The organism is Parabacteroides sp. PF5-9 (assembly GCF_029893105.1).
Classification (GTDB): Bacteria; Bacteroidota; Bacteroidia; order Bacteroidales; family Tannerellaceae; genus JARXWG01.
Genome location: NZ_JARXWG010000007.1, coordinates 91,571 through 106,809, shown reverse-complemented (window position 1 = coordinate 106,809; position 15,239 = coordinate 91,571). Strand labels below are relative to the sequence as shown.

Genomic DNA, 15,239 nt, shown 5'->3' with positions numbered 1-15,239 from the left:
TCTTTTAAATCTGTATTTTTGTAGTATGACTAAAAACGCTATCGAATCGAAATCGAAAATGTGGAACTTGTGGCATGGTTGTCATAAGCTAAGTGCTGGTTGTCAATATTGCTATGTCTACCGGGGTGATTCACGTAGAGGTATAGATAGTACTATTATTACTAAAACTAAGAACTTTGATCTTCCCATCCAGAAGAAACGTAACGGTGAATACAAAATTCCTTCGGGATCGATGGTCTATACCTGCTTTACCTCCGATTTTTTTGTTGAAGAAGCCGACGAATGGCGTGCTGATGCGTGGGAGATGATGCGGGTGCGAAGTGATTTACAATTTATGATGATAACTAAACGTATTGATCGTTTGCGGGTCTCTTTACCTGTCGATTGGGGCGATGGTTATGACAACATTACAATCTGCTGTACGATTGAAAACCAAGAGCGTGCAGACTATCGATTGCCAATTTATAAAGATGCTCCGATCAAACACAAAATTCTGATCTGCGAACCACTTTTGGAACGAATAGCCCTTGGTCAATATAATATAGGCTCGTGGGTGGAACAAGTTGTGGTTGGCGGAGAATCGGGATACGATGCCCGTCCCTGCAATTTCGACTGGGTTATGGAATTACATAATTTATGTATGGAGCAACAGGTCTCATTCTGGTTCAAACAAACCGGATCCAAGTTTATTAAAGACGGGAGATTTTATACAATTAATCGCAAATTACAGCATTCACAGGCTCGCAAGGCTGGAATTAATAGGTGATTTAGCAAAATTCGGCAAATCAGCACATTAGATGCTATTTCGTTTGCTTTTTTTCGCCGAAATAAAAAGCATATGAATGAACAAAGAGAAATGTTCTATAAATGGCCATTTTTTGCCATTTTCACAGGGTTGCCCTAAAAAGAAAAATCCCTGAAACTGTCTATGTTTCAGGGATTTGCTTCGTTTTGCTACTCTTCTTAAGTGGTGCCACCAGAAAGAGAACTATTATTATATCTCTATTGATAATCAACCTTTTATGTTTTCTTAAATTTGGAATCTCACACGATTTAGCACACGATTATTTTTCATCGTTCTGCTCGCTATTTGCATGATTTCTGTTGTAAAGGTAGGAAAAATATCTATAACAATAAAGGCTTCTTTCGAAATCTTATCTTAAAATAGTGCTATAATGTATTGATTAACAGTCTAAGACATTGGATTCTGCATAATAAACTAATGACAGCACAACACAATAAACTAATGGACTATGGCAATTATCGTTCTGTAGATAGGATAAAAATGGGAAAGAGAGCCCCAACAGAATTTCATATAAGCAATGTATCCGCAATAATATACACAGTCTGTATATTATTGCGGGTGATATCGTATCGGTTATTCAAAAAGTATATATGCCTGATACTTGTATTTTTTTCACTTAGGATTAAAGAACGAAGTTTTGCATGACAGTTTTCTGAACCGTTCTTGTAAAATAGTAATGCGCTTAATTAGTTCATCATAAGATAGCTTCTTTCCATAAATGAACCCTTCTTGCATCTTTTTATAATCATCCTTAAGTGTCTCAACCAAGGGTTCCGGCGGCAAGAAAGAAATCGTTGAAGGATGGTGGCTTTGGTAATCAAATCCACTCCATGCGGTAAATTTGCTTCGATGTTCAACAATATGAGAGTATAAGAACTCATCATTCATCGCTTTTATGGCAAATTCTTCATCCATCATCTTCTCTATGTCATAAAGATGCCTAGTGAGTCTATCGATATTTCTACCGCCTCCTATTCGATTAAATTCTTCATGGAGAAGAAAAACCTTCTCTAAAAACGTCTTTCCCGGAAAAACTGTTGGCACAACAAACGGTGATTCACTAAAAGGCTCATCCGGGTATGCTTCTTCAATCATAGATCGCATTTCAATAGGTTCAAATGGTTCGATTAGAGAACGGCAACTCATTTCAACCTTAATTCTTTCGGCTATGTATGGATTCTTATTAGGCAATATAGAGGTATATTCGATGAAAAACTCAACAGGGTCTTTATCCGATACTGTTGTTTCAGGGTTTACCAACTTAAAATGTCCTGATAACCCCAATGCGTCCAATGCTTTTTCTATTTCTGGAACAAGTGTGTTGTCTACGAATCGTTTTGATTCTTTTCTTAATTCAGTACGTTCCTTCTTACTTAGGTTCTCTCCAAATCCGAGAGCAGCTCTATCTATGGCAAGATCGCAATCTTCCGAGAATCGCTCTATTAAATCCCAGCCTTTGCTAAGACTCGTTCCACCCTTAAAAACCACTCCTTTACAGCATGGCAATCCAAAAATGGCTTTCAACACCATACTTACCCAAAAATCTTTTTCTACGGCATTATCATCAATACCTTTTTCTTCTGCTACATTTGCAAGGATGGTTTGCTTTTCTTCTAAAGGTAGATATATCCAGTTCCGTTTTAACGTCGTTCCCATAATCAGATTATATTTAATTTCTTGCGAATCCACTGTGGTGCTATAAGGAAATCCTGCCTAATCATTTCCTGATTTGGCTCCTTAGCAAGTATTTCTTTTATTGTTAGTATTGTATTGTCATCAATATTATTTTCGCCGATTTCTTTCATTGCTGATACAGCTAAAGAAAATAACTCGCTTTGATAAGCAAAATTTCTGGGAACGCTTTTCTTAAAAATGATTTTGCGATTACCCACTGTAATTGACCTTGGAGTGCCATTTGTTAAATATACAGCATTCATTGGAACTTGAGTTGATAGACCTAAGGCGTTCAACGCAGTTAACCCTGATGGGATAATACGTGCCTTGTCTTTTTCGGCAATCGTTTTTGCAATTGTGTCAATAGATGGCTTATGTATCCCATAACGATTACGGCTTGGATACAAATAGATGCCTTGCGAGAGACGTATCAGAAATTTTTCATTTTCAAGTCGGGATAGGACCCTAGTAACCAACGCATCATTATTCAAATCAGCAAAATCACTTATCACATAAAGTCTTCCCTCTCCGTTTTGCATTATGCGGTGTTTAATTTCCTTGGATAAAACATGTGCCATATTTCTTGTTTCACTAAATTATGTCCGAAATTACTGCTTTTTTTCGGACAAAACAAGAGGGGAGTTGAATTTTGTCTGAAATTACTGCCTTTTTTCGGACAAAAAAAGGAGGGAGTGAGGATGATTATCTTTCATCGTTCTGCTCGTTATTAGCGTGATTATTTTTGCAAAGGATGGAATCATATTAAACCTGCCTGCCCCCCCCCAATTAAAGCAATTAGCCCTTTTTTTGTTTCTGTTATGCAGCAAAAATAGCGCATTATGGAAACAAAATAAAAGTATTGAGATGAATTAAGAGCATTTCTGTTCTATCGACATGACGAAAATGAGGCCTTTTTATTTTGCGCACAAAACAAAAGAGGTTTTTCTCATTCACTTGCTGAGTAAATTCCCCCACTATTATCTAGTCAATTCTTGTTTTTATGAGATATATCGGCTAAAATATGACTACTTTTGTTGGATGCAACAAGTAAATGGCATAGCGACTTTATCTGCTCCTGTATTTGATAATCTCATTGAAAGGGCACAATACCATCCTGATTTACTCAGTCAGGAGGAGAAAGATGCTTTGTTAAGTATAATAGAGAAACTTCAATGTGTTGCAATCTGTGGTAATGATGAATGTCGTGAACTTTGGCTAACCATAGAACGTGGTTCTATAGAAGATTTCGGAGATTACAATGATTATTTAGAAAATGGGATAGTAGAAAACAGAGATGACTTCGAAAAGTTATGGAAAGATGAATATCCTGATCTAGTAAAATGGTATCTTCTCTCTGTAAAACATTATAATGAAGAGTGTTTTCTTTTCATTGACAGTAAACTTACTCTGCATATAAAGAAGGAAGCATCGAATATTACAGAATCCATCAATCTCCAACTTATTTCATGGATTGATCAAGCTGTTAGCAAATGTCTTGACTGGCTCAAAAACGATACGACTGGGTATAATGAGTATATCAATAAATATCTTCCTTATACAAAACGTACAGGTCGCATCCTCCGGCAGGATTATTGGGAGATTGACCCGGAAGAAAAGGAGTGGATGCTGAAAGGATTAACTACGACTGATATAGATACATTAAAGGTTATCGTAGAATTATCCGAAAATGATGAACAGACTCTCTTTCCAGAGAAAATGACTTCCGGTATCTTCTTTGATTGCTGTAAAATTGGATATGATGCTAAACAGGCAAGTCCACGCCATACTTTCGTATAGCATGAACATTGCGACTGTTGGTCTCGTCTGTTTCTTGAAAAGTGCCAGTTTTCGTGTTGAGAGACGTTCAGCGAACGTTATGTTATATACTTATGAAGTATCTGAAATACTTCTGTCATTCTGTATTTTACGCATACAAAGTTAGTGATTTATTTTGAGTCATTTGTTATCCAGTTCGTCCATTCGTTTATTAAGAGCTTCAATCATTCGGTCCAAATAGATGGTTCTATCTCCTTTTCGGTTCCTGATTTCCAGAAAAATATGGTAAATATCGCTTAAATCGACATTAAACATCTTGGAAAAAATGGTTGCCAATACCTTAATGTCTATATTTCCACCGTTTACACTATGCAAAAGGTGAATTCCATAAACAATTTCAGCTAAAGCTGCTTTTGAGTCAGTCCACTTCTCATTAGACTGTACCCCAATGATCGCTCCCAAACCCAGATTTTCACAGTTTATTCTTGCTAATTCGCAATTCAAATAAGCTGCATACATCTCATTCGCCAAAAGTTTTGCAACTTTAAAATCAGACAAAGTTGAAAACTTTGAATCACGTTCAAGGTAAATGCTTTCAAGAGATAAGAGTATTTCATGGTTACCTCTCGAAAAATGATATTTATCAAGTGAGGTTTTTCCTGAACGATAATACTGGATAAAGTCAAGGTTTGAACTGAAAAAAGTGTTGATTTTTTCATATTCCTGTTCCAAATAGATCTTTAGTGTTGCCTCGTTTGAGACTGGACGATTCAGTTTGAGTTGATAAATTTTCTGTAAAAAGATAAGCTTACTAAATAGCTGAGGCTTTATTTCTCTGAAAAAACAGATTTCATCTTTAAGTGTCGGAAACTTATAACTGGAGACTATTTCTTTCAGTTCCCTATAACCTTGCTCCAAAATTGAAAATATCGGAGGAACATCTTGAATAACATCAATGATACCCAATCCTCTTTCATGAAAAAGGCTTATTAGCTTTTCTGATATAGTTGAAATCTGTTCTTTCATTGCTACTCCATTTTATCTAACCTCGTTTAGATATCTTCTCAAATGCTTTCCGGTAAGTGATACTTCGTTGCTAATAATATCCTTTGGATAGCCTTCAAATATTATTTTACCACCATCTTTGCCTGCACCTAATCCCATGTCAATTATCCAATCAGCATGGCTCATAATATCCATATTGTGCTCAATTATGATTACGGTGTTTTTGTCATCAACCAACCTCTCAAATAACTTGATCAGTCTGGAAATATCAGAGCCATGTAATCCTGTAGTCGGCTCGTCAAAAATGTAAATATTTCCTTTCTTACCTAATTCGAAAGCCAGCTTTAGCCGTTGACGTTCTCCTCCCGAAAATGTCTTTAACGATTGCCCTATAGTGAGGTAGTCTAATCCAACCTCAAAAAGTCGTTCAAGAGGATTTACAATTTCCGGTTCTTTGAAAAAAGCACGAGCCTCATTTATTGTCATTGACATGATTTCCATAATATTTTTGCCATGCAATTTATATTGCAAGACTTCTGGCTTAAAGCCGCTCCCGTTGCAATGTTCGCAACGAACTTCGACCGCATCCAGAAAAGCAAGGTCGGTAGAGATTGCTCCTAAACCTTTGCATTCCGGGCAGGCACCATCGGAATTGCTACTGAACAAAGATTGTCTTACTCTATTTTGTTTGGAAAATAAAACTCTGATTATATCTAAAATGCCTGTGTAAGTTGCGATACTTGACCGTTTGCTGCCACGTATAGCACTCTGATCAATCATTGTAATATTTCTATTTTTATTGATCAGCGAATATACCAATGAACTTTTACCTGAACCGGCAACACCCGTAATAACAGTTAATACTTTTTGAGGAACTTGTACCGATATATTTCGTAAGTTGTGAAATGATATATTATCTAATGACAAAAAGTTTGTACTTTTTCGGCATTCTGTTTTTAATTGATTTTTTCGTTTTAGGTATTTTCCGGTTAATGTGTCCGATTCTAACAAACCAGCAAAACTGCCATTATAAACGATATTTCCTCCGTTCTTCCCGGCTCCAATTCCCATATCGACAACATAATCGGCAATAGCTATTACATCCGGATCGTGCTCTACTATTAAAACGGTATTTCCTTTATTTCGAAGTTCAATCAATAAATTATTGAGTTTCTGAACATCATTTGGATGTAAACCAATACTTGGTTCATCAAATATATAAGTGAGATCGGTTAAACTACTCCCTAAGTGGCGTACAAGTTTTACTCTTTGGGATTCTCCACCTGAAAGCGAAGAGGTTTCTCTGCTTAGCGTTAAATAGCCTAATCCGATTCCCAACAAATTTTGCAGATTCTCTTTTATTGCATCCAACAAAGGCGTAACTGATTCGTCGTGTATTGTTTTTATATAATCAAGTAGTTCATCAATCTGCATATTACAGCAGTCCGCAATGTTTTTATCGCCATATTTACATGCTAGAACCTTTGGATTCAAACGTGTGCCTCCACATTCAGGGCAAATCCCTTGTTTTACTACCTCGTTATATCTGATTCCATTCTTTCCTGTAACCATACTTGATTCTTTTTTGAAAAATGAACGTTCAAAACGGGGGAGTATTCCTTCGTATATAGCTGTTTTGGGGTATTGCGGATCAGGATTCTGTAATTTGAGATTGTCCGAATAAATGAGATTGTTCCACTCTTCAGGTGTATAGTCCTTAATCTTCTTGTCATTGTCAAATAATCCCGAATACACATATCGAGTCCAACGCCATCCACCGACTTCAAAACTCGGAAATTTTATTGCTCCTTCATTTAACGATTTATCCTTATCTATCAGTTCCTTCAAATCAACTGCACTAACATGTCCAAGTCCTTCGCAATACGAACACATTCCTTGTGGATTGTTGAACGAAAAAACAGTAGAATGACCTACAAACGGTTTTCCGATTCGAGAAAACAATAGTCTAAGTAGCGAATATATATCAGTAATGGTTCCTACTGTTGAACGTGCGTTGCCTTCTATTCTTTTTTGGTTGACAATAATGGAAACCGATAAATTCTCCATATTATCTACATCCGGCTTTCCATATTGTTGTAATCTATGGCGAATGAAACTATCATATGTCTCATTTAATAATCGTTGTGATTCTGCTGCTATCGTATCAAAAACCAACGAAGACTTGCCAGAGCCTGAAATTCCGGTAAATACTGTAATCTTTTTCTTTGGTATTTCTAACGATACATTTTTGAGGTTATTTTCTCTTGCACCTCGGACAATAATTGCTTGTTTATTCATCAGATTTTTCGTATTTTTGAGCAAAGTTATGGCAATATAATATCCTGAACAATAAGCGATAAATCTTTCAGGGGGTGATAAATTAATCACTATTTGAGCAATAGCCGATTAGCTTAGCAACGAAGAAAAACAAAACGAAATATTATGTATGTAATAAAGAATCCGGTTGATTACACTGAATGCCCAATACGTATCTCACTTGATATTTTATCAGCAAGTTGGAACGTTTGGTTAATTTCTGAAATTAATAAAGGTGTTGTCAGACCCTGTGATTTACATCGTAGTATAGGCATTGCACCGAAGAGAGTTTTGACCAAACAATTGGGGGAACTCGAAAAGAAAGGGATATTGGAAAAGAAAATTTATCCGGTTTTGCCTTTAAAGGTTGAATACTATCTAACAGATAAAGGCAAAGAACTGATTCCTATTATCGAACTACTTTGGAACTGGGGCGATAAATATAAGGAAGAATTTGCAAATTTACCAATAGAGAAATCAGAGTAAAGGGCATTTACGAATGTTCTATAATACTCAAATCTAAAAAACCAGTACCTTTTCGGGTATCGTTTCTTCTTGTCATTCCGATATGACACCCGAAAGGGTGTTTTTTGTATAATGCCATAAACTCCCACTTAAAGCCACTACTACCTATTTCCAAAAAACGCTTGCTTCTTCATCTATATTTGTCGGCATAACGTAATAAACCGAATAAATATGGATATTATCGCAATAGAAAAAGAATCTTTTGATTCCTTCAAAAAGAAACTGGAACGGATAGCTTCATTAGTTCCAAAACAGCCATCTAACAATACTCTGTTTATAGAACAAGAATGGATAGAGGGAAAGGAGCTGGCTACTTCTCTGAATCTGCCACCTCGCCGACTACAGCATCTTCGTGAAAGCGGCACACTTTCATTCTCTACCATCGGGAAGAAAATCTACTACCGGATATCCGAAGTGAAATCTCTGTTGGAACAAGGCAAAATCAATTCTAAATAACTTTTCCATGCAACTATATACTAATCAAGATAGCCGGGAACTATTGCAAGCGTTAAACAATGCCTTGCCTTATATCGAATACGTCCTGAAAACGCATAAGCCGTTATTTGACGGTGAACGTTATCTGACAAGCGAGGAACTCTGTTCTATCCTTAAAATATCTCGACGCACTTTACAGGATTACCGGAATAACGGAGTTTTGCCATTTATTCAATTACCGGGAAAAATTCTGTTTCGTGAATCTGATATTAGAAAGATTTTGGAAGAACGGTTTCGTCCCGCTTATGACGGTTCTTTATAAGTGTTATTCTTGAGCTATCTGAACGGCTGAACATTCGCGAGAATGAGTCAGCCGTTTTTTCATTTATTCAACCTACTTCGCAAAACTTTCTTTTACTCCTTGCATATCCCGGAGAATACTTTGGTCTAACACTTTTGCGTAACGTTGTGTCATTCGGGTATTCGTATGCCCAACCATTTTTGCTATGTTTTCCAACGATACATTGTTCGCCAAAGTTACTACCGAACAGAAGGTATGGCGTCCGGTGTGCGTGGAGAGCTTCTTCTTAATTCCACAGCAATCGGCAATTTCTTTCAGATAACTATTCATTTTTTGATTGCTCAATACAGGAAGTAAAATGCCTCTCTTCTGGCAAAGTGGATGGTCTTTATACTTCTCAATGATCTCCAATGGAACATCAAGCAATGGCACGTTACACATGATTCCGGTTTTATGCCTTTCCTTTCGTATCCATAGGTTTCCGTCATTATCAGCAATGATATGTTCTTCTTTTAATTCGGATACATCTATGAAGGCGAGTCCAGTCCAACACTGCACTAAAAATACATCCCGCACCAGTTCTAATCGTGGAATATCAAATTCTTTTGTTCGCAGCGTTTCCAGTTCCTCTTTGGTCAGAAATTCTTTATGTACCTCTTTTTCGTGGAAACGGATATTGCCAAACGGATTTTTCGGTATCCAATCGTAGTTTACCGCAATGTTTAATACTTTCTTTACTACCTTCATATAGCGGATAACCGTATTTTCTTGCAATCCCTTTTCGGCCTTCAGGAAGTGGATGTAATCATGAATCATACCGTTGGTGACTTCCTTTAATGGAATATCTTTCCGCTGATATTGGACTTGTCTCATTTCCCGAAAATACTTCAAACAAGTATCAAAGCGGGAGATAGTTACTTTGGCATAATCTTTACCAATCAACTCCCTGCACTTGTCGTTATGCTCCTGAAATACTTGAAAGAACATTTTGTGCTCTTCGTCCAGCCCGAGAAACTTCCGTTTAATGTCCATTGGATTAATAAGTTTGCCTTCTTCTTCCATCTTGCGGTGGATTTCAAACAAACGGAGTTTTACTGATTCAAGATAACGGTTAATCTCTAAAGATGCGGAATCCTTGCCTGTACAGCGTTCTTTCGCCTGATTCCAAAGATTGGGTTTTACATCACGTTTAAGTTGCATTTCAACTAATTGCCCTTCAATAGTGATGCGTAGCATGATTGGCGTATCACCTGTCTTTTTCAACTTTGTTCTTCTCACAAAGAAAAGCACATTAAATGTCTGTTTCATACTCTAAAAATTAATGGTTTAAAGATACTTGAACCATGCTTAATAGAGAGCCTTAAACGATAAGACAATCAGCGACTTACGATGTCATTCGTGGTCAATTTTTCGTGGCTTAAAAAATGACCACGATTTAGCCCGAAGGAACTGCTTAGTTTTGCTAAAAATGGAGGATTTCTTGGAAAAAGAAAATCCCTGAAATGTTTTATTTTCAGGGATTTACCAAATTTAAAGTCTTTTAAAAGTGGTGCCACCAGGAATCGAACGATTCAATTAAGTGGCTATCAATCTGATTGATATATTTTTCAAAAAGAGGAATAATCTCTAAAAAGTCACCAAAAACTTGCAGCGTTCTGCACATATTTGCTTTTAGGCTATTTCCAATACAAACATACGAAATTTCATTCTATTACAACCCATTTGCCTGCTTTAGTTGAACCTTCATGTTTTACAACTCCATTTTTAACTAATTGCGACAGATGATATTTTATTGTCCCTAAAGAATATCCCAATTTAGTTTCCAGTTCCTTTCGAGTGATAAATGGATTATCTTTAATCGCTTCTAATATATTTTCTTGGATGTTTCTTGGATGTTTCTTGGATGTTTCTTGGATGTTTCTTGGGTGTTTCTTGGGTGTTTCTTGCCCATTTTCTTGGGTGTCAGCCCCAAAACCTTCCTCAAAATACCGTTGTGAAACATTCTCGGTTGCTCGGAATGCGGTTATCAGGTCAAAATCAAATATCGCTTCGCCGTTTCCATTCTCAACCAGTTCTTTTTGTACCCGATAGATACCACGACTGAAACGATTGACATATCCCAATATCTTCATGGCTTTTGCTATGAATGGGTTACGATAGTCGCTTACATTCGGGAAATTTTCCTCGCTCACTTTACCATACAGCCCACCCGGATTTTGTACCTCAATACGATCATCGTATTCGTAGAACAGCACCGGAGCATTCGTCTGATAGTCACGATGCATGATGGCATTCATCAAAAGTTCGCGTGTTGCCCAGTAGGGATATTTAGAAACCGTTTCTTCTCGTAATACACTGACCGGAATCGGTCTTTTTTGCGCAATACTTGTTTCAATGAAAGTATCTATTCTTGCTAACTCCTTACAAAGATTTCCATTAAAAACTTGCTCGTTGATAATATCTCCCGCCCGGTCTTTACCTTTAAAACGCACATATTGCACATACGAACCGTGCAGATAACGCTCCGGATTCTTACCGAAAAGAACAATCGCACCGTTGGTTGGACAATTATACCGCAAATCATAATATCCTAATGAGGCAAGTTGTTCCTCAACAGGACGTTTATCTTCTACCAATATATCTTCCGCTACTGCCTGAGGCAAGAACTCCCTTTTTATCACATCAATATCAAGGTCATTCATCGTTGTTCCCATACAAGGCATCTCGTCAAATGTATGAATATTGGATAGACGCCTCTCCATTAAAATTTTCTCCTCTGCTTCTGTCGCAAAACTCTTTCGCGGACCAACCCGCACCCAAATACGCCCACGGTATCGAACCGGAGGAAATTCAGATGGCTGCACCTCTGCAACAAGCAAATCGCCCTTTTCAAAACTGAATTTTTCAACAGTCATTACCGGTTGGGGAAGGACGTTCCCATCTGTGCGGATATTGGAAATAGTCAACAAAAGTTCATCATCTACTTTCAAACCACTCAACTCACCATTGTCATGTGCGCCAATCATCAGGTAACCATTCTTTCCATTGCCTGAAATGTCATTGGCAAACGCACATATTGCTTGACAGAATTTATCCGTATTTGTTTTAGATGTCGTTCGCTCTACTCGATAGCTTTCGGTATCGTGGAGGAGTTGGAGGATTTCTTGTTGGGTGATCATATGTTAACTTTTTATTACTTATTTTTCTTGAAATTTTCCGCTTGTTCAAAAATTTCGGTATATACTTCATCGCGCTCTACCGGAGGATAGCCGTGTTCGTCAAGCAATAGGATAAGACCGACTTTTAACGCGGATTTAATATCGTCTCGCTTGTCCCAGTCAGGATATTTGGCTTGCGTATCAACCAATATTTTTACGTTTTTAGCCAATTCAATCATCTTGTCGTCAGGGTAAGTGAAGTCATATTTTATGCAAAGCGATTTGAGTATGTCGTAAAAAGCCTTTTCTTCAAAGTCAATACCCATCTCTTCGCCAGCTGAGAACTCTTTATGTACTTCCCAAATTAGGTTGGTTAGCTGTTCTGCCATTTCTTCATAGACTTCGCTTCTGAGAATATCGTTGGCATCTCGTTGATTGTATCGTTCCACCAAGCTCTCCATTTTTTTGCTGAAGTCGATCCCTTTCATACGGTTTACCTTTTTCAGTTCGCCAATTACTTTCGCTAACAGCTTTTGGAGCAACTTTATTTTCGTGTTGGGCAGCTTTATTTTATCAATCTTCGCCAAATAATCTTCATCAAAAATATCTTGCTCTGTTTCATCTTCCGAACCTATTTTGAAGAGTTCTTCTACGCCATCGCTAATTAAAGCGTCTTTGATCATTTCCTGCACTTTGGCATTCATCTGTGCCGTATCGGGAGCGTCGCCTTTGGTTAACTTGAAAACGATAGAACGAACAGCCAAATAAAAGTGTGTATAATCTCGTTCTTCTTGTGTCAGTTGTTCGCTGCCGGTGCAAATATCATACGCTGCTTTCAGGCGTTTTACCAAGTCCATAAAACGAGTTTCAAACTCTTTGGTGCACTGTACATATTCAGCGGCTTTGTTCAAACAGTTCAATTGTTCCAATGTACCACCTGAGAAATAAGCTGAGCTATCGAATTTGTAAAACAGTTTTGCCAACAGGTCCAAATGGTCTTTTACTGCTACAAGTGACTGGGCGATATCCTCAAAATTATCTTTGTCGCCTTTGTTATAGTGAGCCAAAGCAAGGTTCATTTGTTTCTTGATTCCGATATAATCAACAACCAAACCTTTGTTTTTACCTTCAAACTTACGATTTACGCGCGAAATCGTTTGTATCAGATTGTGTTGCTGTATCGGCTTATCAATATAAATGGTATCGAGAAACGGCACGTCGAAACCTGTGAGCCACATATCGACCACAATGGCAATTTTGAAGTTTGACCTTTCATTCTTGAATTGTCGGTCGAGTTCTTTACGATACTCCTTTGTTCCCAATAAATCATATAACTTTTTGTCGTCGTCTTTATTGCGAGTCATCACAAGTTTGATACGTTCCATCGGTTTCAACTCACGTTTGTCTTTATCGGTAAGTTCAACACCCTCTTCCGCGAATCGGACTTCTCCCCATTCAGGACGAAGCGCCAGTACCTTTTTATAAAAATCGTAGGCGATAGTACGATTGCTGCACACAAACATGGCTTTACCTTTTACCGAAGAACCTTCAGAAATACGATTTTCGTAGTGTGTTACAAAGTCTTCGGCTAATGCCTGCAAGCGGTCGGGATCGCCAAGAATAACATGTAATCGGGCAGACTCTTGTTTGCTTTTCTCAATCTGATATTCGTTTGCTCCATCTTCGGCAACATTGTTATAATACTGTTCTATTTTTTGTAGTTCGCTGTTATTCAAAACTACTTTGGCCGCACGTCCTTCATACACAATGCGAACAGTAATTTCGTCACGAACCGATTCGGTCATAGTATAGGCATCCACCACTTTACCAAACACATCGAGAGTCGCATCTATGGGTGTACCTGTAAAACCGACATATACTGCGTTTGGCAACGAATCGTGCAGGTATTTGGCAAATCCGAAGGTTTTGGATACGCCTTTCTCGCTTACTTTTATTTTTTGGTCGAGATTGGTTTGACTGCGATGCGCTTCGTCTGAAATGCAAATTACATTTTGACGGTCGGTCAATAATTTGGTATCTTCTGTAAACTTATGAATAGTGGTCAGAAAAACACCGCCGCTTTCACGTCCTTTCAATAACTCTCGCAGATGTTCACGACTATCCACGCTAATCACATTATTGTCGCCAATATATTGTTTGGCATTGGTAAATTGTCCGGCTAATTGGTCGTCCAAATCGGTGCGGTCGGTAATCAATACAATGGTAGGACTACCGAAATGTTCGCTTTTCATCAATAGGCGAGTCAAAAAAAGCATCGTGAAACTTTTCCCGCAACCGGTGGCTCCAAAATAGGTGCCGCCTTTTCCATTTCCAAACGGCTTTTGAGCCTGTTTTATGTTATCATACAGTGCCCGAGCCGCGTAATACTGCGGATAACGACAAACAATTTTCTCATTCTTTTTCGACGAATCGGGAATGTAAACAAAGTTTCGCAGTATATCCCGCAATCTGTTTTTCTGGAACATACCTTGAACCAGGGTGTACATAGAATCAACGCCATCCACATCTTTATTCATACCGGCAATGCGTCGCCATGCATAGAAAAAATCGTAAGGGGCGAAAAACGAACCCGCTTTGTTATTTATACCGTCGCTGATTACACAAAAAGCATTGTATTTAAACAGCTCGGGGATATCGCGTTCGTAACGGACGGTCAGCTGCGTGTAAGCATCGTGAATAGTGGCATCTTCTCGAATGGCACTCTTAAACTCAAAAACCACCAAAGGCAATCCGTTAATATATAATATACCATCAGGAATACGTTTTTCCGAACCTTGAATTTCGAGTTGAGTTACAAAGCGATAGATATTTGCATCAGATTTATATTCGGCTTGTGGTTCAGCGACAACGGAAATTAGTTCTTCGGCAGTATAAGTTTGTTCCTCCAATCCCGAATAATCAATCAACTGGATATAAATATCTTTTTGAGTATGATCTTCACGTTTGAGAATAAATCCATCGGACAACATTTTCATAAAACGCTTGTTGCTCTCGTACAAATCAGAAACGGGAAGCGATTTCAATTCCAGCAGAATAGATTTGATTTCCGTATCGGTAATGCCGTGATTGGCATAACGTCTCTTAAGGAAATTATACAAATCGTCTTCTATCAGCACCTCATCGGGCTGACGGGTAAGCGTATTGCCCAAGCAATGTGGATAACCTTCTTGTGAAAGAAGTTCGGCAAATGCATGTTCGAGTTTGGATTCGGTGAATTTCATAT

Annotated in this window: 12 protein-coding genes; 5 read left to right on the top strand and 7 right to left on the bottom strand. The window is 38.0% G+C overall.

The features are described from left to right. Window positions 1-25 precede the first annotated feature (25 nt). The gene (locus M2135_RS05975) at window positions 26-766 is read left to right on the top strand and encodes a DUF5131 family protein (protein WP_280747698.1); all 741 of its coding nucleotides are present in this window, start codon (window positions 26-28) and stop codon (window positions 764-766) included. Window positions 767-1,417: 651 nt separating this feature from the next. Here the strand turns inward: M2135_RS05975 and M2135_RS05970 are convergent. Together M2135_RS05970 and M2135_RS05965 are read right to left on the bottom strand one after the other, a co-directional pair. After that, entirely contained in the window at window positions 1,418-2,461 is a 1,044-nt protein-coding gene (locus tag M2135_RS05970) for a nucleotidyl transferase AbiEii/AbiGii toxin family protein (protein WP_280747697.1), read from the bottom strand. A 2-nt stretch (window positions 2,462-2,463) separates the two neighbouring features. After that, a complete protein-coding gene (locus M2135_RS05965) occupies window positions 2,464-3,057 on the bottom strand; it encodes a DUF6088 family protein (protein ID WP_280747696.1) in 594 nt (197 codons plus the stop codon). A 460-nt stretch (window positions 3,058-3,517) separates the two neighbouring features. Here M2135_RS05965 and M2135_RS05960 point away from each other — a divergent pair, with 460 nt between their 5' ends. Next, window positions 3,518-4,276 (top strand): hypothetical protein, encoded by a 759-nt coding sequence (locus tag M2135_RS05960; RefSeq protein WP_280747695.1) that lies wholly within the window; start codon window positions 3,518-3,520, stop codon window positions 4,274-4,276. 159 nt (window positions 4,277-4,435) lie between these two features. On the opposite strand, the gene M2135_RS05955 is transcribed toward M2135_RS05960, so the two are convergent. Together M2135_RS05955 and M2135_RS05950 are read right to left on the bottom strand one after the other, a co-directional pair. Further along, window positions 4,436-5,281, bottom strand: a complete 846-nt coding sequence (locus tag M2135_RS05955; RefSeq protein ID WP_280747694.1) for an RteC domain-containing protein — start codon at window positions 5,279-5,281, stop codon at window positions 4,436-4,438. Window positions 5,282-5,293: 12 nt separating this feature from the next. Then, window positions 5,294-7,558, bottom strand: coding sequence for an excinuclease ABC subunit UvrA (locus M2135_RS05950; protein ID WP_280747693.1), 2,265 nt, complete (start codon window positions 7,556-7,558; stop codon window positions 5,294-5,296). A 144-nt stretch (window positions 7,559-7,702) separates the two neighbouring features. On the opposite strand from M2135_RS05950, the gene M2135_RS05945 reads away from it, so the two are divergent. The 3 genes from M2135_RS05945 to M2135_RS05935 all read left to right on the top strand — a co-directional run bounded on the left by M2135_RS05945 (window position 7,703) and on the right by M2135_RS05935 (window position 8,858). After that, window positions 7,703-8,062: a helix-turn-helix domain-containing protein gene (locus M2135_RS05945; protein ID WP_280747692.1), complete on the top strand. Its 360-nt coding sequence runs from the start codon at window positions 7,703-7,705 to the stop codon at window positions 8,060-8,062. 210 nt (window positions 8,063-8,272) lie between these two features. Continuing rightward, complete coding sequence (locus tag M2135_RS05940) at window positions 8,273-8,557, top strand: DNA-binding protein (protein ID WP_280747691.1); 285 nt, start codon at window positions 8,273-8,275, stop codon at window positions 8,555-8,557. A gap of 7 nt (window positions 8,558-8,564) precedes the next feature. Beyond that, window positions 8,565-8,858 (top strand): helix-turn-helix domain-containing protein, encoded by a 294-nt coding sequence (locus tag M2135_RS05935; protein WP_280747690.1) that lies wholly within the window; start codon window positions 8,565-8,567, stop codon window positions 8,856-8,858. A gap of 72 nt (window positions 8,859-8,930) precedes the next feature. On the opposite strand, the gene M2135_RS05930 is transcribed toward M2135_RS05935, so the two are convergent. The 3 genes from M2135_RS05930 to M2135_RS05920 all read right to left on the bottom strand — a co-directional run bounded on the left by M2135_RS05930 (window position 8,931) and on the right by M2135_RS05920 (window position 15,237). Further along, window positions 8,931-10,145: a site-specific integrase gene (locus tag M2135_RS05930; protein ID WP_280747689.1), complete on the bottom strand. Its 1,215-nt coding sequence runs from the start codon at window positions 10,143-10,145 to the stop codon at window positions 8,931-8,933. A 395-nt stretch (window positions 10,146-10,540) separates the two neighbouring features. After that, complete coding sequence (locus M2135_RS05925; RefSeq protein ID WP_280747688.1) at window positions 10,541-12,016, bottom strand: RNA-binding domain-containing protein; 1,476 nt, start codon at window positions 12,014-12,016, stop codon at window positions 10,541-10,543. 14 nt (window positions 12,017-12,030) lie between these two features. After that, the gene (locus M2135_RS05920) at window positions 12,031-15,237 is read right to left on the bottom strand and encodes an HsdR family type I site-specific deoxyribonuclease (protein WP_280747687.1); all 3,207 of its coding nucleotides are present in this window, start codon (window positions 15,235-15,237) and stop codon (window positions 12,031-12,033) included. Between the last annotated feature and the right edge of the window lie 2 nt (window positions 15,238-15,239).

Coding starts and splice junctions, on each gene's coding strand:
- M2135_RS05925 (WP_280747688.1), bottom strand. CDS start 12,016: ATGATCACCCAACAAGAAATCCTCCAACTCCTCCACGATACCGAAAGC.
- M2135_RS05970 (WP_280747697.1), bottom strand. CDS start 2,461: ATGGGAACGACGTTAAAACGGAACTGGATATATCTACCTTTAGAAGAA.
- M2135_RS05940 (WP_280747691.1), top strand. CDS start 8,273: ATGGATATTATCGCAATAGAAAAAGAATCTTTTGATTCCTTCAAAAAG.
- M2135_RS05930 (WP_280747689.1), bottom strand. CDS start 10,145: ATGAAACAGACATTTAATGTGCTTTTCTTTGTGAGAAGAACAAAGTTG.
- M2135_RS05945 (WP_280747692.1), top strand. CDS start 7,703: ATGTATGTAATAAAGAATCCGGTTGATTACACTGAATGCCCAATACGT.
- M2135_RS05935 (WP_280747690.1), top strand. CDS start 8,565: ATGCAACTATATACTAATCAAGATAGCCGGGAACTATTGCAAGCGTTA.
- M2135_RS05955 (WP_280747694.1), bottom strand. CDS start 5,281: ATGAAAGAACAGATTTCAACTATATCAGAAAAGCTAATAAGCCTTTTT.
- M2135_RS05950 (WP_280747693.1), bottom strand. CDS start 7,558: ATGAATAAACAAGCAATTATTGTCCGAGGTGCAAGAGAAAATAACCTC.
- M2135_RS05920 (WP_280747687.1), bottom strand. CDS start 15,237: ATGAAATTCACCGAATCCAAACTCGAACATGCATTTGCCGAACTTCTT.
- M2135_RS05960 (WP_280747695.1), top strand. CDS start 3,518: ATGCAACAAGTAAATGGCATAGCGACTTTATCTGCTCCTGTATTTGAT.
- M2135_RS05965 (WP_280747696.1), bottom strand. CDS start 3,057: ATGGCACATGTTTTATCCAAGGAAATTAAACACCGCATAATGCAAAAC.
- M2135_RS05975 (WP_280747698.1), top strand. CDS start 26: ATGACTAAAAACGCTATCGAATCGAAATCGAAAATGTGGAACTTGTGG.